The organism is Saccharicrinis aurantiacus (genome assembly GCF_001660705.2).
GTDB lineage: Bacteria > Bacteroidota > Bacteroidia > Bacteroidales > Marinilabiliaceae > Saccharicrinis > Saccharicrinis aurantiacus.
Map to the genome: position 1 here is coordinate 194,852 of NZ_LYBV02000034.1, position 20,694 is coordinate 215,545.

The 20,694-nt window shown below is 34.4% G+C and carries 12 protein-coding genes; 11 read left to right on the forward strand and 1 reads right to left on the reverse strand.

The window, feature by feature from the left end:
• Nucleotides 1-39: 39 nt before the first annotated feature.
• Nucleotides 40-4,557 carry a glutamate synthase large subunit gene (gene gltB / locus A8B35_RS17490; protein ID WP_245820811.1) on the reverse strand — a complete coding sequence of 1,506 codons (4,518 nt, stop codon included), beginning with the start codon at nt 4,555-4,557 and terminating at the stop codon, nt 40-42.
• Nucleotides 4,558-5,425: 868 nt separating this feature from the next.
• Between gltB and A8B35_RS17495 the strand changes: the two genes are divergently transcribed.
• From A8B35_RS17495 to A8B35_RS17545, 11 genes are all read left to right on the forward strand, one after another.
• Nucleotides 5,426-6,448 carry an outer membrane beta-barrel protein gene (locus A8B35_RS17495; protein WP_068474653.1) on the forward strand — a complete coding sequence of 341 codons (1,023 nt, stop codon included), beginning with the start codon at nt 5,426-5,428 and terminating at the stop codon, nt 6,446-6,448.
• A gap of 198 nt (nt 6,449-6,646) precedes the next feature.
• Nucleotides 6,647-6,991: a P-II family nitrogen regulator gene (locus A8B35_RS17500; RefSeq protein ID WP_068474656.1), complete on the forward strand. Its 345-nt coding sequence runs from the start codon at nt 6,647-6,649 to the stop codon at nt 6,989-6,991.
• A 40-nt stretch (nt 6,992-7,031) separates the two neighbouring features.
• Nucleotides 7,032-8,225 (forward strand): ammonium transporter, encoded by a 1,194-nt coding sequence (locus A8B35_RS17505; RefSeq protein ID WP_068474659.1) that lies wholly within the window; start codon nt 7,032-7,034, stop codon nt 8,223-8,225.
• A gap of 444 nt (nt 8,226-8,669) precedes the next feature.
• Nucleotides 8,670-10,895, forward strand: a complete 2,226-nt coding sequence (locus A8B35_RS17510; protein WP_068474664.1) for an APC family permease — start codon at nt 8,670-8,672, stop codon at nt 10,893-10,895.
• Between the two features lie 8 nt (nt 10,896-10,903).
• On the forward strand, nt 10,904-12,550 hold the full coding sequence (locus A8B35_RS17515) for a hypothetical protein (RefSeq protein ID WP_068474667.1): 1,647 nt from the start codon (nt 10,904-10,906) through the stop codon (nt 12,548-12,550).
• Nucleotides 12,547-13,980 carry a bifunctional class I SAM-dependent methyltransferase/glycosyltransferase family 2 protein gene (locus A8B35_RS17520; RefSeq protein ID WP_068474670.1) on the forward strand — a complete coding sequence of 478 codons (1,434 nt, stop codon included), beginning with the start codon at nt 12,547-12,549 and terminating at the stop codon, nt 13,978-13,980. The genes A8B35_RS17515 and A8B35_RS17520 overlap by 4 nt, the downstream gene beginning before the upstream one ends.
• Before the next feature lie 56 nt (nt 13,981-14,036).
• Entirely contained in the window at nt 14,037-14,525 is a 489-nt protein-coding gene (gene coaD, locus A8B35_RS17525; RefSeq protein WP_068474673.1) for a pantetheine-phosphate adenylyltransferase, read from the forward strand.
• 2 nt (nt 14,526-14,527) lie between these two features.
• Nucleotides 14,528-15,982 carry a TlpA family protein disulfide reductase gene (locus A8B35_RS17530; RefSeq protein ID WP_068474677.1) on the forward strand — a complete coding sequence of 485 codons (1,455 nt, stop codon included), beginning with the start codon at nt 14,528-14,530 and terminating at the stop codon, nt 15,980-15,982.
• A gap of 159 nt (nt 15,983-16,141) precedes the next feature.
• The gene (locus tag A8B35_RS17535; protein ID WP_068474680.1) at nt 16,142-18,346 is read left to right on the forward strand and encodes a gliding motility-associated C-terminal domain-containing protein; all 2,205 of its coding nucleotides are present in this window, start codon (nt 16,142-16,144) and stop codon (nt 18,344-18,346) included.
• Nucleotides 18,339-19,274: a PorP/SprF family type IX secretion system membrane protein gene (locus A8B35_RS17540; protein WP_083634503.1), complete on the forward strand. Its 936-nt coding sequence runs from the start codon at nt 18,339-18,341 to the stop codon at nt 19,272-19,274. The genes A8B35_RS17535 and A8B35_RS17540 overlap by 8 nt, the downstream gene beginning before the upstream one ends.
• Nucleotides 19,275-19,276: 2 nt before the next feature.
• A complete protein-coding gene (locus tag A8B35_RS17545) occupies nt 19,277-20,692 on the forward strand; it encodes a PKD domain-containing protein (protein WP_068474683.1) in 1,416 nt (471 codons plus the stop codon).
• The last annotated feature ends 2 nt before the right edge of the window (nt 20,693-20,694 follow it).

Here is a 20,694-nt window from a genome sequence, read left to right on the forward strand (position 1 = left end):
TACTTAGAACTTCCCTCTTTATTAAAAGACTATTTATAATTATTCGTTAACATATGGAGCATCTTCAGAAGCTTGAAGCTTACGCTCTAGCTCTTTTACTTTCTCCTCTTGAAGAACCTTCTTATATTCGAAAGGAATCACCTTAACGAACTTAGGTAAGTACTTATTCCAGTTTACAAGAATATCTTGCGCTTTCTCACTATTGGTGTGTAATAAGTGCTTGTTTAATAAGAACTGTAATTCTTGAATATCGGCAGCATCTTCAACTGGAGATAGCTCAACTAATCCTTTATTACAGAAATAATCAAAGTTACCACCTTCATCAAGTACATAGGCAATTCCACCACTCATACCTGCAGCAAAATTACGCCCGGTTTTACCGATAACAACAACTCTACCACCTGTCATATACTCACAACAGTGATCACCAACACCCTCAACTACAGCAAGAGCTCCTGAATTACGCACACAAAATCGCTCACCTGCTACACCACGTACATAAACATTACCCTCAGTTGCTCCGTATAATACAGTATTACCAATTATGATGTTCTCTTCAGGTTTAAACGTTGAACCAGTTGGTGGAACTACAACAATTTTACCACCTGATAAACCTTTACCTAGATAATCATTTGCATCACCTTCTAATTTAAATGCCACACCTTTTGCAAGGAAAGCACCAAAACTTTGTCCGGCAGATCCATCAAATTTACAATTGATTGTATTCTTTGGTAATCCTTCTTCACCGTAACGCTTACTAACCTCTCCTGAAAGAGTAGAACCTGTAGCACGATCAAGGTTTGTAATTGTTTTAGCAACCCAAACTTTTTGTTGATTCAATAATGCAGGTTGTGCATCTTCAATCAACTGCCAATCCATAATTTCATCAATTCCGTGATCTTGTGTTGATGTATTATGTAACGGATATATTTTACCTTCCTCAGGGAAATGTAATAATTTACTCATATCGATACCTGAAGTCTTCCAGTTACCAACTGTTGGATCTTGCTCTAATAAGTCAGTACGTCCTACTACCTCATCAAGAGATTTGAAACCTAGCTCTGCTAAAATTTCTCTAACCTCTTCTGCAATAAAGTTCATGTAGTTAACTGTGAACTTATATTTACCGATGAATCGTTTACGTAAATCTTCATTTTGAGTAGCAATACCTGCAGGACATGTATTTAAGTGACACTTACGCATCATAATACAACCTAAAGTAATTAAGGCAGAAGTTGCGAAACCAAATTCTTCAGCACCTAAAATGGCAGTTTTTACAACATCTAATCCAGTTTTTAACTGACCATCTGTTTGTAACATAACCCTACCACGTAGGTTGTTCATCACAAGTGTTTGTTGCGTTTCGGCTAAACCGATTTCAACTGGCATACCTGCATGTTTTACTGAACTTGTTGGAGAAGCTCCTGTACCACCTTCGGTACCTGCAATAATAATACGATCAGCATGCGCTTTTGCAACACCAGCAGCAATAGTACCTACACCTGACTCAGAAACAAGTTTTACACTAATTTGAGCCTGAGGGTTAGTACATTTTAAATCGTATATTAATTGTGCTAAATCCTCAATAGAATATATATCATGGTGAGGAGGTGGAGAAATAAGTGTAATTCCTGGCGTTGAGTTTCTCAACTTAGCAATAATCTTATCTACCTTAAATCCTGGCAACTGACCACCTTCACCTGGCTTAGCACCCTGAGCAACTTTAATTTGAAGCTCATCAGCATTTGTTAAATAGTTACTTGTAACACCAAAACGACCTGAAGCAACTTGTTTGATAGAACTACGTGCAGGAGATTTAAAACGCTCAGCATCTTCACCACCTTCACCCGTATTACTTTTACCACCAACTTCGTTCATCGCAAGCGCTAATGCTTGGTGAGCTTCTTTTGAAATAGAACCATAACTCATAGCACCAGTCACAAAACGTTTGGTGATATTTTTTATTGGCTCAACTTCGTTGATATCGATTGGCTTTCTATCTTTTAATTTCAAGAATCCTCTTAAGAATAAAGGATTCTGATTATCTGCGTTTACAGTTTTACTAAATTCTTTAAATTTAGAATAATCCCCATTACGAGTAGCCCATTGTAATAAACCTACCGTTTCAGGATTCCAACCATGCTTTTCACCATATTTACGGTAAGCATATTGTCCTGTACTATTTAATAAATCAGCATCAGTGGTTTCTTTAAATGCACTTTCGTGATACATTTGAGTTTCACGAGCAATTTCTTCGAAACCAACACCACCTATTTTTGATGATGTACCAGTAAAATATTTTTCAACTAATTTATCAGAGATACCTACTGCCTCAAAAATTTGTCCACCATGGTAACTACGTAAAGTAGAGATTCCCATTTTAGACATAATCTTCATTAATCCTTTATCAACAGCTTTGATATAGTTCTCACGAGCAACGCCGTATTCCATATCAATTTCGTCCTTCTTCACTAAATCATCAATAGCAGCAAAAGCAACATAAGGATTAATTACACTAGCACCATATCCTAATAATAAAGCAAAGTGCATTACTTCTCGAGCCTCACCGGTTTCAACGATAAGACCAATTTGCATACGCTTCTGCTTTTTAATTAAGTGATGGTGAACCGCAGCAGTAGCTAATAACGATGGTACTGGCGCTTGATCAGGACTGATATTTCTATCCGAAAGGATAATAAAATTATTCTCATCATCCACTGCTTTTTCTGCAGCTGCACACATTTCATCTATAACTTTCTCCATGCCAGCTCCACCTTCTGAAGCTTTATATAACATTGGAATAGTAACGTGAGTAAACTCTTCGCGATGATAATCTTTAATTTTACCTAAATCGGTATTCGTTACTAGTGGACTCTCGAACTTAATTAAGCGACAGTGATCAGGACTGTATTCTAAAATATTTTTTGAGGCTGAACCAATATAATTGGTCAATGCCATAACTAGTCCTTCACGGATTGGATCAATCGGAGGATTAGTAACCTGAGCAAACAATTGACGGAAATAGTTGAATAAACGCTGTGGCTTTTCAGACATTGCCGCAATTGGTGTATCATTACCCATTGAAGTGGTCGGTTCCATTCCGGCTTTAGCCATTGGACCAATCAATGATGTAACATCTTCTCTTGAATATCCGAAAGTCTTTAAATAAGACTCGTAACCTTCAATTGAAGACTTAACTCTTTGCTTTACTTCAATATCCTTTAAACGAATACGGTTTTCTTTTAACCAGTTTTCGAAAGGATGCTTGTGAGCAAGTTCTTCTTTTATTTCTTCATCAGGAATGATAATTCCCAATTTCGTATCTACTAATAATAATTTACCTGGCTTTAAACGGCCTTTTTCTTTAATCTCCTCAGCAGGGAACGTTTGAACACCAACCTCAGAACCCATCACTATCATATCATTTTTAGTAATAACATAACGTGAAGGACGTAAACCATTTCTATCTAAAGTACCACCAATATAACGACCATCAGAGAAAACAATAGAAGCCGGACCATCCCATGGCTCCATAATTGTTGAGTGATACTCGTAATAGGCTTTTAAACTTTTTGGAATTGGATTTTTATCATTCCACGACTCTGGAATAAGCATACTTAATGCTTGAGGTAAAGAGCGCCCAGTTAAAACTAAAAACTCTAATACATTATCAAGAGAAGCTGAGTCACTCATATCAGGAGCAACAACAGGGAATAATTTATCTAAATCTTCACCAAATAAATCAGACTTTAATAATGATTCACGAGCCTGCATCCACAAACGGTTACCCTTAATAGTATTAATTTCACCATTGTGAGCCATAATACGGAACGGCTGAGCAAGATCCCAGCGAGGGAATGTATTTGTACTAAAGCGAGAGTGAGCCAATGCTATAGCACTTTTAAATACAGGATTTTGTAAATCAAGGAAATATTCGCCTACCTGAGCAGGAGTTAACATTCCTTTATAAATCATCACCTTACTAGATAAACTTGGTAAGTAAAAGGCGTCTTTTGCTTTAAGATCTGAATTTCTTATTGTTCGCTCAGTTACCTTACGCGCTATAAATAATTTACGCTCTAACTTATCTTGTTCGTATTTTCCTTTTACTAATATCTGGCGAATACGTGGCTCTGTACGTTTAGCTATCTCGCCTATTACACTACTATCAACAGGTACATCTCTATAGCCAATTAACTCAAGGCCCTCATCTAATAAGTTTTTATTTAACTCATCCTGACAAAGTAAAGCTTCACGATCTTCTTCTGGTAAGAAAACTAACCCAGTACCGTATTTACCAGCCTCTGGTAGTTCGAAACCTAATGAACGACAAAACTCGTCAGGAACTTGAAGGAATATACCAGCACCATCACCCGATTTATTATCAGAGCTTTCTGCACCCCTGTGTGTCATGTTAACTAATACTTCAAGACCACGTTGCACTATATCATGCGATGCCTTACCTTTAATATTAGCAACAAACCCAATACCACAGTTCTCATGCTCGTTAGCAGGATCATACAACCCCACTGCTTTAGGATATTTATTATACATCATATTCATATATTAATAAAGAAGGAATATTTCTGATTATTACACTTCCGGTAAAGTGCTCAATCTAGCTAACTATCAGATCATTCATAACTACATATTGTAACAAACATACAATTACGCGCCTAACAATTATTATTTTTTCAACTCATTTACTTCGAAAACGGAAGCAAAAATAGCGTTTTTAATTATATTTTCCAAGAAGAAGGGATTCCTAAGCATCAAAAAATGAGCAATATTATGCTTTTTCAATGACTTATGTCATGTGTTAAAAAATGTATAACAACGGAGACGATAGATACTAGAATGATAGAAACCTTATATTACTTATATATAGATACTATATAATAATTACAGAGAAAAAGATTAAAGCCCACCTTAAAACCAATTATATTAAACTTAGTGATAACAATATATTAATATAAGATAGTACCCTTATAACAATACTCTATACTTTTTTGAATAAGTAGCAATTTATAGTTTAACCATTACATTTCATGTTATCTCAATATTCTATTACCAAACAACAATACTCCTTACATTAGATCAAATTAAAGTATATTGAATTAGCGATAAACTAAAAAATATAAACAACACCCCTCTTTTCAAGTACCTATTCATATAAAATAAGGAATTACAACATAAAACCTCTCGAAAAACAGGGTCTCAATTCGAAAAAGTAACTTTTTTTTGAAATTAACCCCTAAAAAATTTGGGGGTTGAAAAAAAAACACTCACTTTTGTAACGTGACCTAGTTAATAACACCCCTTCGAAAGGAAAAAGTTCCTTTTTTCAACTCAACACCCCAATCAAAACACCCTAGTTATTAATTAATGTCACTTATGTGTAACCTATTTTAAAATACCTATTAAAATGAAAAAGTTAATTTTATCATTAGCGATCGTATTCGCATTTGGATTTGCTACCAAAGCGCAAGATGAAAAACCAGGGTTAGAAATCACTGGGTCAGTTGACACCTATTTCAAGTATGATTTTTCTGGACAAAGTAATATCCCAACATCTTTTGCAGATGATCACAACTCGGTATCTCTTGGGATGATTGACATAGCACTATCTCAATCTGTAGGGAAAGCAAGCTTTGTTGGTGAAATATCTTTTGGACCGAGAAGTTTCAAATCAATCCCTGTATTTGAAGATCCAAGTGGCGAAACTCATGACATTAACATTCAAAACCTATATACAACATATGAGTTTTCGGATAAGTTTTCTGCTACTGCAGGTTACATGGGAACATTTGTTGGATATGAGGTAATTTCTCCAGCTGCGAACTTTAACTACTCTACTTCTTATTTATTCTCTGCTGGGCCATTTCAAAACGCAGGTTTGAAATTAGACTATGCAATTTCTGATAAATTTGGTGTAATGGTTGGAATGTTTAACGACTGGAACGTTTATCAAGACTTAGAAGGAGTATCTGATTTTGGTGCTCAAGTATATGTTTCTCCAGTAGATGGATGGGATGCTTACGTAAACTTTGTAACAGGTCCTAATTCAGGAACAATTATCGATTTAACAACAGGATGGCAAATAACAGATGCATTTTATTTAGGATTAAATGCTGCTGATTACTCATATAAAGAATCTGATTTAGGCGGATACTCTGGTGTTGCTTTTTATCCTCAATATGCTTTCTCTGAAAAAGTATCATTAGGTTATAGAGGTGAATTCTTTTCTACTAAGGAGGATAAAATTTCTGACATTGAAAGCTCAAACGTATTCTCTAATACACTAACATTGAATTACTACCACGGGCCACTTACATTTGTTACTGAATTTAGATTAGATTCAGCTAAAGATGAAATCTTTATGGATGCTGATGATATGGCAACAAAAGGAGCAACTCAGTTCTTGTTAGCTGCTATTTACGCATTCTAAAAAAAGAATACTCTAATCATTATTATAAAAAGGAAGATGAAATGGTCATTACATTTCATTTCTCAAAATTTATTGTTCTCCAAGAAACACCTTTGTAATAATTTTTCCCGATAAATACAATTTGGTGTTAATGGCTACGGTTCATCTTCCTTTTATTTCAATTCGAACAATATAGTTCTCACTATAAAAACATACATCATGAAAAAAATTGAAGCAATTATCAGATTAACTCAATACGAAAGCGTAAAAAAAGCTCTTGAGGAACAAGACATTACTTTCTTTTCATATTGGGATGTAAGAGGTGTTGGTACTGCACGTGAAGGGCACCTTTATAGAGGTACTATTTACGACACTAGTATCATTGAGCGTAGACTGATTTCTATTATTGTACGCGATGAAAATTTAGAAAAAACAGTACAAGCTTTAATGCTTGCAGCACGCACTGGAGAAATAGGTGACGGAAGAATTTTTGTTTCAGACATTGTAGAAACCTACAGAATCAGAACAGGTGAGTCTGGTCCTGAAACTCTTTATACAAAATAACAACCCAATAATCTGATTAAAAACTTTAAAACACAATAACATGGATGCAAACGGAGCTTTAGATATATTATGGGTACTTCTAGCAGGTATTTTAGTATTTTTTATGCAGGCAGGATTTGCCTTAGTAGAGGCAGGTTTTACAAGAGCTAAAAACGTAGGTAACATTTTAATGAAGAACTTTATGGATTTCTCATTCGGTTCTTTAATATTCTGGATCATAGGATACAGCATTATGTATGGAGGTGAAGGTGCTTTCTTTGGAGCATTTGATTTCTTCTATAATGATCCTGAAGATCTTCACAATTTATTTTTCCAAACAGTATTTGCAGCAACAGCAGCTACTATTGTTTCAGGAGCAATGGCTGAACGTACAAAGTTTAGCACTTACTTAATCTTCTCTGTAGTAATTACAGCAGTAATTTACCCAATCTCAGGTCACTGGGTATGGGGTGGTGGTTGGTTATCAACTATGGAAACTCCATTTCACGATTTCGCAGGTTCAACAGTTGTTCACTCTGTAGGTGGATGGGCTGCTTTAGCAGGTGCTTGGACTATCGGACCACGTTTAGGTAAATACAATGGTACTACAAATGCAATACCAGGACACAACATGGTGTTAGGTGCATTAGGTGTATTCATCCTTTGGTTAGGTTGGTTTGGTTTCAACCCAGGATCACAGTTAGCAATTAGCGGCGATAACGCTTATGCAGTAGCAAGTATTTTTATAACTACAAATCTAGCAGCAGCAGCAGGAGCAACTGTAACAATGTTTGTAACATGGTTCCGATATGGTAAACCAGATTTATCAATGACATTAAATGGCGCCTTAGCTGGTTTAGTTGGAATTACTGCTGGTTGTGATATTGTTTCTCCAATGGGTGCAATGATCATAGGTGTAATCGCAGGTGTTGTTGTAGTATTCTCTATTGAATTCTTCGATAAAAAATTAAAAGTTGATGATCCTGTAGGTGCTATTTCTGTTCACGGTGTTTGTGGTGCCGTTGGTACATTATTAGTTGGATTCTTTGCAGTTGATGGTGGTGTATTCTACGGTGGTGGATTTGCATTATTAGGATCTCAAGCAATCGGAGTTGTAGCAGTTGGTGCATGGGCATTTGTAATTGGATTAGTATTATTCCAAGTCCTTAAAGCAACAATGGGATTAAGAGTGTCTGAACAAGAAGAAAGAGAAGGTTTAGATATTCACGAACATGGTCAAAGTTCTTACAATTAAAGTAAAATATTACCATAGCTTTTAAATATTTGATGTGGAAGCAGCCAGGGAAACTTGGCTGCTTTTTTTATGCTTATTTTTCTTTAAGAAATCTTTCTATAAAACTAATTAACACACTATCCAAGCGTTATAATTTAGAATGAAAAGATACTTATTAAGCAACAAAATTTATAATTATAGAAATTACGGAACATATAGACATGAAAAAGCCGGAAAGACACCCCTGACTTTCCGGCTTCCTCAAAGATTATGTGTAATCTAAACCTATTGTTTTGAGTATCTTAAATATACAACATATGAAACTGCTTAGCAAGCTTTTAATTAAAAATGTTAATTTTTTTTAATTACTCATATCTACGAATAAGCTATAATTAGTGAACTGCGGTTAAAAAAATAGATGTATATTCTGATAATTTTCTATTTTTGAAAAAATGATTTATACATATGGCTAAATCTCTCACAAATCCGAATGCAACTTTTGGCTCAATGCCAGTATTTATGACTGCTATTTCTACTATCCTAGGAGCTATATTGTTTCTGCGATTTGGCTGGGCTGTTGGAAATGTTGGTTTTTTAGGTGTAATCACCATAATTATAGTTGGTCACCTAGTTACAATACCTACCGCTTTAGCTGTTGCCGAAATTGCAACCAATCAAAAAGTACAAGGTGGTGGAGCTTATTATATTATCTCACGATCATTTGGTTTGAATATTGGAGGAGCAATTGGCATTGCCCTATACTTATCGCAAGCCATAAGTGTCGCGTTCTATATCATTGCCTTCGGAGAAGCTCTTGATTCTTTAGCACCATACATTCCTTGGGACATTGAAATGGCTGTTTTAAAAAAGATAGCCACTTTAACAGTAATGAGTCTACTCAGCATTATTGTTTTAATTAGAGGAGCGAACATAGGAATGAAAGCACTATATGTTGTAGTTGCAATGCTATTCCTATCCATTATATTTTTCTTTTTAGGAGATGCAACTGAAAATGCAACACCTTTCAATATTTATGAGACCACTAAAAACCCAGAAGGCTTCTTCTATGTTTTTACTATTATATTTCCTGCCTTTACAGGTATTGCTGCCGGACTAGGATTATCAGGCGATTTAAAAGATCCTAAAAAATCAATCCCTAGCGGGACCCTATGGGCTACCTTAATAGGAATGCTAGTTTACATTGCCATAGCATACAAACTAACCGTAACTGCTTCTGCTGATGAACTAGCCTCTGATCAGTTAATAATGCAGCGTATTGCAATATGGGGCCCTATTATCCCAATAGGATTAGCAGCAGCAACACTATCTTCTGCAATTGGATCAATACTTGTAGCTCCGCGCACACTACAAGCCATTGGGTTTGATGATATACTGCCCTACCCTGCTTTAAATAACTGGCTAGCCAAAGGTCGACAAAAAGACAATGACCCAGTTAATGGAACAATTATTACAATCGTAATAGCTTTCTTCTTTGTTGGCATAGGCGATGTTAACTTTGTGGCACAAATCATCTCTATGTTCTTTATGGTTACCTATGGAGCAATTTGCCTGATTAGTTTCTTAGAGTACTTTGCTGCAGATCCTTCATACAGACCCACATTTAAACATAACAAATGGTATTACTCTTTAGGAGGAGCGATACTTTCATTTTGGTTAATGTTCAAAATGAATTTGACTTACGCCATGTTATCCATATTAATTATGGGTATTATGTACTTTATTATTAGCAAATACAGACCTGAACGCAGAGGACTTGAAAAACTGTTTAAAGGGGTAATTTTCCAGTTAAGTCGACAAATACAAATATTTGTGCAACAGGCAAACAAAGAAGAAACGGAATACAATTGGCGCCCTTTTGCAATTTGCGTTAGTGGCGAATCATTCGAAAGGCAATCAGCTTTTGATCTATTAGGTTGGATATCTCATAAATATGGCTTTGGCACCTATATTCATTACATCGAAGGACTTTTAAATGAGAAAACTCATCGCGATTCTCAGAATAAACTACAACGTCTTATTACTAGAGCAAAAGGTAGTAACACTAAAATATATATCGATACCATAATTAGCCCATCGTACACATCAGCAATTGCTCAGGTAATTCAACTGTCTGGTATCTCGGGAAAGGGAAGCAACTTAATATTATTTGAGTTTCCAAATTCTAATGCACAATCGTTGAAAAACGCATTAGATAATTACTCCTTATTTGATGCCAGCAAATTAGATGTTTGCTTCTTACAAACTTCACTAAAAGGATTTGGGTATAAAAAAGAAATTCATGTTTGGATTGGAAGACAAGATTTCCATAATGCAAACCTAATGGTTTTACTTGCCTACATTATCTTAGGTCATCCTGATTGGAAAAAAGGAGGAATAATTAAAATTTATTCTTTAGTGCCCAATGAAGAATCAAAGGATGAGCAGCGCAGATGGGAAGAGAAAATAATAGCTGGACGTTTACCAATATCTCCAAATAACATTCAAATTGTTCCTATTAGCGCTGGCGATAACAAAAAAGAATTAATAGAAAAACAAAGCCACGATGCTGATTTAACGATAATGGGTTTTGCATCTAAAGAAATTAATAAGGGTGCAGATCACTTTACTCAATATGAAGATATGGGGAATATTCTATTTGTGAATGCTTATCGCAAGAAAGAGATTAAATAAAAAAATCAATGAACAGCAATACTGATTTAGCTACAAAGATAGAAACCTGGCTAGCTAAGAACTCAAATTATGTCTTTTATGCGCTTCTTGCCATATTTGTATTATCTAGTTTACTTCACTTTAGCTTAAGGCTTAGCATTGCAGGAGATGACTCAACGTACATAACTAGGGCACTAAATTTTATTGAGTCGGGTAAATACCCAGATTACCAAGCCCCGTTATACCCAATATTCTTAGCGGCAATAATAGCAATCATAGGAATTAACATTCCCATTCTAAAATTAAGCTCTCTTTTACTATTGTTAATTTTCATGGTGCTTTTTTATCGCACTTTTAAAAATAAGGTCAACTTTACCATTCTAACATACAGTTTTACAATACTAAGCTTAAGCAGCTATTTTATATTTTTCAGTAGTCAGACATTCTCAGAACCACTATTTCTTGTATTTACCATACTATTTTTTCACCATTCCTTTAGGTGGATACCTAATAAAGCCCCAACTCAGTGGACTCCGCAAGGAAAAGATATTAAAGAAGTATTGCTTATTAGTCTGTTTGCACTAGGTATGTACCTAACACGAACTGTAGGCATAGGGGCCATAATAAGTCTGATAGTATTTTTATTAATTAACAAAGATTACAAAAGAGCCTCTTGGAGTATTATTACATTTGGCTTATTCGTTTTTGTTTTTAATATAATTAGAGATGCCATATGGGATATTCCAAGTTCTGACAGTGTACAAGCATTGCAGTTACTAAGTAAAAACCCCTACAATGCCGCTGAAGGAAACGAAGATATTCTAGGATTTATAAACCGATTGATTGATAACTCAAATTTATATTTATCAAAACACTTCTTAAGAATCATAGGCTTTAGAACTGAATTAAACAACACAGTTTTGCCATTTGCAACAATAGGACTTTACGCCTTATATATATGGGGACTATTTACCACATTTAAACAAAACAAATATTTACTATTCACGGCTATTTTTATAACTACTATGCTTGGGATAACCTTCATCTCATTGCAGAAACTATGGGATCAATACCGCTTAATTATCCCATTTATCCCATTCATGTTATTATTCATATGTAATGCACTTATTAATCTGTTTAAAACGAATCGAATAAAGAAATACAGTAAAATAGTATTATTAATATTTGCTGGCTCTATCATCTTAACCGGATGGAGCAGCGTTAAAAAAACGGATTTAGATAATTTATCACAAAATATTAATGGAAATATATATGCCGGTTTTACCCCAGATTGGGTAAGCTACCTAAAAATGGTAAATTACGTAAACACACAATTGCCCAATGATAGTTATGTTGCTTGCAGAAAACCCAACATTGCTCGTATTTATGCCAATGGTAAGAAGTTTTACGGCATATATCGCATTCCTTCTGACGATCCGTACGAACTTGCAAAGTTATTAAAAGACAAAGGCATTACACATGTTATTATGGGAAGCCTACGCAAAAACCCATATGCCTATACAGGTAAGAGCATTAATACCATTCAGCGCTTCTTAAGTCCTATGGGCAAACTATACCCAGAAGCTTTTTCAATTATAAAGAAGTATGGGGAACAAGAACCTACCTATCTCATTAAAATTAATTACGACATTATTCTCAATAAAGCAGTTCAATGACCACATCTACAAAATCAGTTATAAAGGAGTATTGGAACAATTTTGCACCTAAATGGAAAAAGTATAGAAAAAACAGAGCTTACTATTGGAATTCAATATCTAAATATTGCAACTATTTCATTCAAGAAGATTCTTCTGTTCTTGAAGTGGGCTGTGGCACTGGCGATCTCCTTCAAACCATAAATTGTAAGCGAAAAGTGGGGATCGATTTCTCCATTGAGATGATTAAATTAGCTAAAGAACAACACTCTGAAATTGAGTTTCATGAGATGGAGGCTGAAAATATTTCTCTAAATGAAAAATTTGATGTAATTATTTTATCCAATGTAATTGGACTATTACCCGACATAGAACATGTATTTAAACAATTACACAATGTAACTCATCCTGAAACCAGAATAATAGTAACCTATTATAACCGCTTATGGGAACCTATTATACGCTTCGCCGAACTTCTGAGATTCAAAAGAAAATCGCCTCAACAGAATTGGCTATCTACAAAAGATATTGAAAACCTATTATATCTATCAGACTTTGATGCTTACAAGAGCAATCGGAACATGCTAGTTCCATATAACATCCCGATAATATCAGGATTCTTGAATAGAATAATAAGCAGGCTTCCTCTTTTTAATAAATTAGGCTTAAACACATTTGTTTTCGCTCGTCCAATTCCGAAAATACACACTCCGGACGAACGTAATAAATTATATTCTACCTCTGTTGTAATTCCTGCGCGCAACGAAAGTGGCAATATTGAAGATGCAATCAACCGAATTCCGGATTTTGGAAAGCATATAGAAATCATTTTTGTTGAAGGAAATTCTAACGATGATACCTGGGAAACTATCCAAAGCATGAAAAATAAATATCAGCACACACATGATATTAAAATTATGCAACAAACCGGTAAAGGTAAAGGTGATGCCGTTCGTAAAGGTTACGATGCAGCAACGGGAGATATCTTAATGATTCTAGACGCTGATTTAACAGTTCCCCCAGAGGATTTGCCTAAATTTTACGATGCCATTGCTTCTGGTAAAGGAGAGTTTATAAACGGAGTAAGACTTGTATACCCAATGGAGAAAAATGCGATGCGTCCTTTGAATACAATTGGCAACCATTTCTTCAGTAAACTTTTTTCATACATCCTTGAACGACCTATAAAAGATACACTTTGCGGTACAAAAGTGATGTTTAGAAAAGACTATTTGAAATTAGCCGCCAATAGAAAGTTCTTTGGTGAGTTTGATCCCTTTGGAGATTTCGATCTGCTTTTTGGAGCCTATAAATTAAACCTAAAACTGATTGACTTACCTATTAGATACAAAGAGCGCAAATATGGAGATACAAATATTAGTAGGTTTAGGCATGGGTTAATATTACTACGCATGTCGGCATTTGCAGCTATTAAAATTAAGTTTTGGTAATAAACTTTTGCTGTATCTGTTCTTTTTATCAACTTTACGGCTTATAAAAAATACACATGGAACGAATAGCGGTATTTCCAGGGTCATTTGATCCATTCACAACTGGTCATGAGAATATTATATTAAGAGCAGTAGACCTTTTTGATAAAATAATTATTGCAATAGGATATAATGCAGAGAAGCAACACTTTTATCCTGTAGAGCAACGTATACATTGGATTGAAGAGCTATTTGCTGATGAACCAAAAATTAGCGTTGGTACTTTTACTGGGCTAACGGTCGATTTTGCAAAGAAGGTTAATGCCAACTATCTATTAAGAGGGATTAGAACATCTGCCGATTTTGAATACGAAAGAGCTATTGCCCAAGTAAATAAGAATATGACTGGTATTGAGTCTGTATTTTTATTAACAACTCCTGAACATACTCCGGTAAACTCATCAATTGTACGTGACATAATTAGACATGGAGGTGATGCTGGTAAATTTATTCCTGATAAGATTAAGGAAAAAATGAATATTTATAATCGCGAGAATAAACATTAATAATGCGAGTATATTTAATAGCTGTTATTGTTTTTTATTGCACGTTTGTTAAATCACAAAACACAGGAGTTACTCTTTATGGCACTGCAGTTGAGTACAGTAACTACAACCTTATTGTTGAGCAAACACAAAATTACATAACAAACGAGAAAACAGAATTACAACGCTTTGCGATAAATAAAAAAGGTGATTTTAAAGTTTCCTTTGATATTAATGAAACTTCAAAAATAAGCATAAAGCTTGGAGCATTACAGGGTTTTCTATTTGTTCAGCCAGGTAATTCATATAATATTTTACTACCACCATTAATTCCACTAAAAAATGAAGACCAACTAAATCCATTTTTTATTCCTGACGAAGTAAATATTGGAATACTAAACACAGATCCTGATAATCTTAATGAAAAAATACAACGTTTCGACATATACTTTAACCAACAAGTTAACTCGAATATACGCAGCATTATAATTGCAAACAACAAGAGAAAAATTGATGAAATAATTTCTCAAACTGATTCTTTATTTCCCTCTATATCTGAAACATGGTTTGATAATTATAAAGAGTATGCTTACCTATCTTTAATCGCTTTAAAGAATAAAGATAACCTTCGAAATATTAGCACAGGATATTTCTCTAATAACGATATTTTGTATAGCATACCCACTTATTGGTTTTCATTTAATCAATGCTACAAAAACTTTCTATATAAATACTTCAACTCAGATGAAGGATCTCAATTAAAAACTATATTCTCTGAGAAAGCAAATTATACAGCACTCGTGAATACTCTTTCACACGACTCTCTCTTTAATAATACTGAGTTGTCAGAACTTATTTTACTGAAAAGTATATATGATGGTTATTACAGCAAAACATTTGATAATAATTATCTCACTTCATTAGCAAAAGAGGCCACTTCCGTATCATCAAATCAATATAATAGGCAGGTTGCTGAGGATATCTATAAAAAAATCACAAAACTTACTGTAAATAGTGAAGCTCCAGAATTTGAATTACCTGATTTAAAAAACAAAACACGAAAACTTAAAAACTATAAAGGGAAGTTTGTATATCTTAATTTTGCTTCAACGGATAACTATGCCTGCAAAAAGGACTTTCAAGTACTTGAAGCAATGTCAAAAGCCTACAAAAGAGATCTACATATTATTACAATTCTTACAGACTCTGATATTGAGAATGCAAAAGCATATATTAAAAAAAATAAGTTAGAATGGACCTTCCTTCATTTTAACCAAAATGGAAAAGTATTATACGATTATAATGTTAGAGCTTATCCTACCTATTATTTATTAGATCCGGAAGGTAATATCGTAATAGCTCCAGCACCAGCTCCCGAAGAAGATTTTAAAGCAATTTTTTCAAAAACTTTCAATAATTACAGACACCAACAACTTCGTAAAAACAAGCAGAAGGAACGAACCATATATGACCTGTGATGGCTCTTTTTGTAACAAATTTACACAAAAACCCGTATACTTTACACGAATGTAATAACCTCCCCTTACTCACTTGCCATAAATTAAAGTATTTTTATGACATCACGATATATGTTTTTGGGAAACATAATATCTTATTAGCCTAAATAATATTGAGATATGAAAAATAACAAGAACCTATTCTCTCTAGCCCTCTTATTGGTTAATTGCATAGCCTTGTTTTCTCAGCCTACTGCAAAAATTATTAGTAATGATGTTCGATTATGTGAATCTGGAACAGCAGATATAATAATAGAACTAACTGGTCAACAACCATTTGACATTGATCTAAGATTTTTAACAAATAGCGGTTATGTAATACAACGTGCACATATTGATCAACAAGTTTCTGAATTTACAATCCCAATAACATTCCCTTATGCAGATGAAAAGGCTCCTTTAGAGTACACTGTTGAATTAATTAAGATTACGGATCGTAATGGTACTACAGATATTACAGATGAAAAAGTAAAAGTATTTGTTGATGATAAATCCCAAATTACAATCGGTTCTACTGCCATTGTATGCGGAAGGTCATTTACAACAAACTCACAATCTCTTTCGCCTAATGCAACATACTTATGGACATGTACAACCGGTACATTTGATGATCCTACTAAATTAAACCCAACTTTTACAGGAACAAATACAACAACCGAAGAGTCATATACTCTTGTGTTAGAATCTAAAAATGGGGCGTGTAAAGATGGAAATAGTGTTACCCAATCAATGTTACTCACATTAAAAGGTAGGCCTAAAGGAACTATCACCACAGAAGAAGATATTATTTGTGCACCTGCAGATAGAACAGTTAACTTAAACTTTGTTGGGAATGGAAGCTACTCCTACCAACTTATCAATACTGCCGGGGATACTTTTGATGGAACATCCAATTCAGATTCTAAATTGGAAACACTTACCATAATGGATAACGATAAAATCCAACTTTATTCACTAACAGATAACTCAAGCGGTTGCCAAGCGACAGCATCTGATTTAACCGGAGAAAAGTCTTTTATTAATGAAACACCAAACACTTCGGTTGGAGACTATAGCACAGTATGTGGAGAAGAAAGATCATTAATTCTGTCCGGATCTGATAATACTAATACTACCGGAGAATGGACTACCTCTACACCTGGAGTAGTTTTTGAAAATGCGTCACTGCATAATAGCTCTGTAAGTTCGGATACATATCAAGAAATTGACGCATCATGGACTGAAACAACTGAGAACCTTGGATGCGTTAATTCTGCAGATACAAAAATCCTATTCTCAGAGTCTCCAACTTTATCATTGGCAAAAAACAAAGACCAAATTTGTGAAAACTCATCAACAATATTACCACTTACACTTAAAGGTAATGGACCTTGGCAAGTAAGATATTCTGATGATAGCGGAAAACAATACTCTGAAGAAATAGATACTAATAATCATAATATAATTATAAATGGAGAAGACCTTTCTCCAGGAACATTTAATTATTCATTTACTGATATTACCGGAGCAAATGGGTGCATAACGGATTTAACAGATACGACTTTCAATTTAGTTGTTGATGAATTACCTTACCCTTTTGCTGGAGAAGATCAAACAGTTTGTGGTAGAGAAGTAGTATTAGAGGCGAGTAAACCATTTGTTGGAGTTGGCTTATGGCAAGGAAAAGGTACTTTCATTGACCAAGAAGATCCAAATACAACATTTACAGCATTAAATTTTGGAACACAAGATTTACAGTGGATAATTGTAAATGGTGCTTGCGTTGCCGAAGATTTAGTTTCTATAAATTTTCTTGAAGCACCATACCCTGTTAATGCAGGTTCGGATACTACAATTTATGTTAGCACTGCCATGACACTTAATGCACTCCCTCTTGAAACAGGAATAGGGCAATGGACTGTTGCATCAGGAAACTCCAAAATTGACGATCCAAATAATCCTAAATCTCTAATCTCAAACCTCGAGAAAGGTCAACATATTCTTACATGGACTGGTTACATTCAAAACTCTGAAGCATGTGAAAGCATTGAAGATGAAATAACCATTATATCCAAGGATATAGTTGCTCCATCAGGAATATCTCCTAATGGTGATGGATTTAATGATGTACTAAAATTATTAGGAGCAGAAAACATTACCAACAATAAGTTATCTGTTTTTAACCAACATGGGAAATTAATTTATAGCGCCACTAATTACGAAAATGATTGGAATGGCATTGACAATGGAGGATCAAAACTAAGCCCCGGAACTTACTATTATACTTTTGAGGGTGATCAACTTAAAACCCCAATAAAAAACTACTTGATAATTAAATATGATTAAGATTATTAAATCTAATTTTATCAATTATACAATAGGGTGCATACTTCTTTTAGTTTGTTCAAGTAACTGTTTTGCTCAGCGAGAAATAATTATGAGCCAATACATGTATAACAAATACAGTATTAACCCTGCTTTCGCAGGATCTCATGAATCTCTTTCCCTCTTTGCTTCATACAGAAAACAATGGTTAGGATTTGACCATAGTGCTAGCGGAGGAATAGCAACAATTCATTCTCCCCTAAAGAATGAAACAATGGCCTTAGGAGCTCAAGTATACTCCGAGAAAGTTGGCGTTACAAATAACACTGGCTTTAATATTTCATATGCATATAGAACAAACATTAGCAATACCACAAAGTTAAGTTTTGCTCTATCTGCGGGCTTCTACAATCAAAACAATAATTGGTCTGATGTTACAATTATCGATCCTGAAGACCCTTTATTTGGATATGCAGAGCAATTAAGTGCACCATGGCTTGGCTTTGGTACAGCAGTGTATAATAATAACTATTTTATAGGCTTATCTATCCCTAGCTTAGTATATTCTGATAATTATGAAACAGGCGAGAATAAATTGGATTTCGGTAAAATTGATTATTTATTTACTGGAGGGTATTTTTTCCACATAAACTCAAATTTCACTTTAAACCCTGCCACCTTAGTAAGAGTAAATCCAAACACAACCAGCTTTATTGACTTTAGCACTACCGCAATCATAAATAATGCTCTAATTTGCGGCGTTTCATACAGAACCACTAATGAGATTGTAGGAATATTAGGTTATCAAATATCACCTCAAACACGAATCACCTATAGCCTCGATTACACACTCGAGAAGCTATCTAACTATAATAATGGAACACATGAAATAGCCCTACAATTTAACTTCGGTTATAAAATAAATACTCCAAACCCTAAATTCTTTTAACTATGAGCCGAATTTTTAAAAATATTATCATTCTACTCATACTAGCACTATTTCTTAATATTGAGTTAACTGCTCAAAATGCTATTATTAATAAACTCCCATTTAATAGTTCTGCGAAGAATGATTTTGCTCCGTTTGTTGTTGATTCAACTATCTACTTTTCTTCTGACAGAAAAAATGAACTCCTAAAATCATATCTCGACCAAAATAATAATTGGCTTCACAGAATATATCAAGTTCAAATTGTAAGTAAAAACAACTTCAGTAAACCTATATTATTCTCTGCAACAGAAGACTATAAACTTAACACAGGCTCTATCTGGATAAGCCCTGGTGAAAAACGAGCATTTGTAACTCAAAATCAAGCTCCTAAAACAAATAAAAAGAAACAACAAAAAAACCTTTTAGGTATATTCTCTATCGATAAGAGTTATGGATCTAATTGGCAAACACCAACACCATTTCCATACAATTCACTTAATGAACATTCTACTGCTCACCCTACATTCAGCAGTGATGGTAAAACTATGTTCTTCGTTTCTAATCAAAACGATAGTTATGGGGAGAGCGACATATACCAATCTGATTTTGAAAACGGACAGTGGTCAGAACCTATAAATTTAGGTTCAAACATTAATACATCAGGAAAAGAAATTTTCCCATACTATCACCCATCCGGCAAACTCTACTTCTCTTCAAACGGGAGAAGTGAATCTAATGATTTTGATATATTCGTTAGTACATTCGAGAATAATGAATGGGGCAAAGCAAAAGCACTTGAAGAACCAATAAATTCAAAATACAACGATTTCTCTTGCTTTATTTTTGAGTCTGAACTTGAAGGATATTTTGCATCTAACAGAGAGGGAGTGGATAATATATATCACTTTAGAATCCCCTTTCCATCTTTTCCTAACGCACAAGAAGAGGTTGAAGACATATTCTGCTTCACACTTTTCGAAAATGGCCCTTATCAGTCTGATACTCTACCTTACAAATATAAATGGCTTTTTAATGATGGCATTACCAAAATGGGTACAGAGGTAGACCATTGTTTTCCTGGAGAAGGCGAATATTCTGTTAATTTAAGTGTTTATGACACCTTACAAAAGGTAGACCTTTTTACAGTTGCCACCTATGATTTGCCTCTTGAGAACACACAACAAATAAAAATAGAATGCTCTGATACTGTAAAAGTTAATGAACCAATGAATATTTCAGCTAAAAACTCAGAACTGAAAGGTTTTATTCCCGAGGATTATTACTGGATATTAGATCACAATAAAAAAACAAAAGGTATTACAATAAATCATATCTTTAGAAAGTCAGGAACGTATACCATTGTATGTGGTGCGCCATCAATACATAACCCACAACACAAGCTTGCAACTAAAAAAACAATAATTGTAATAGAATAATA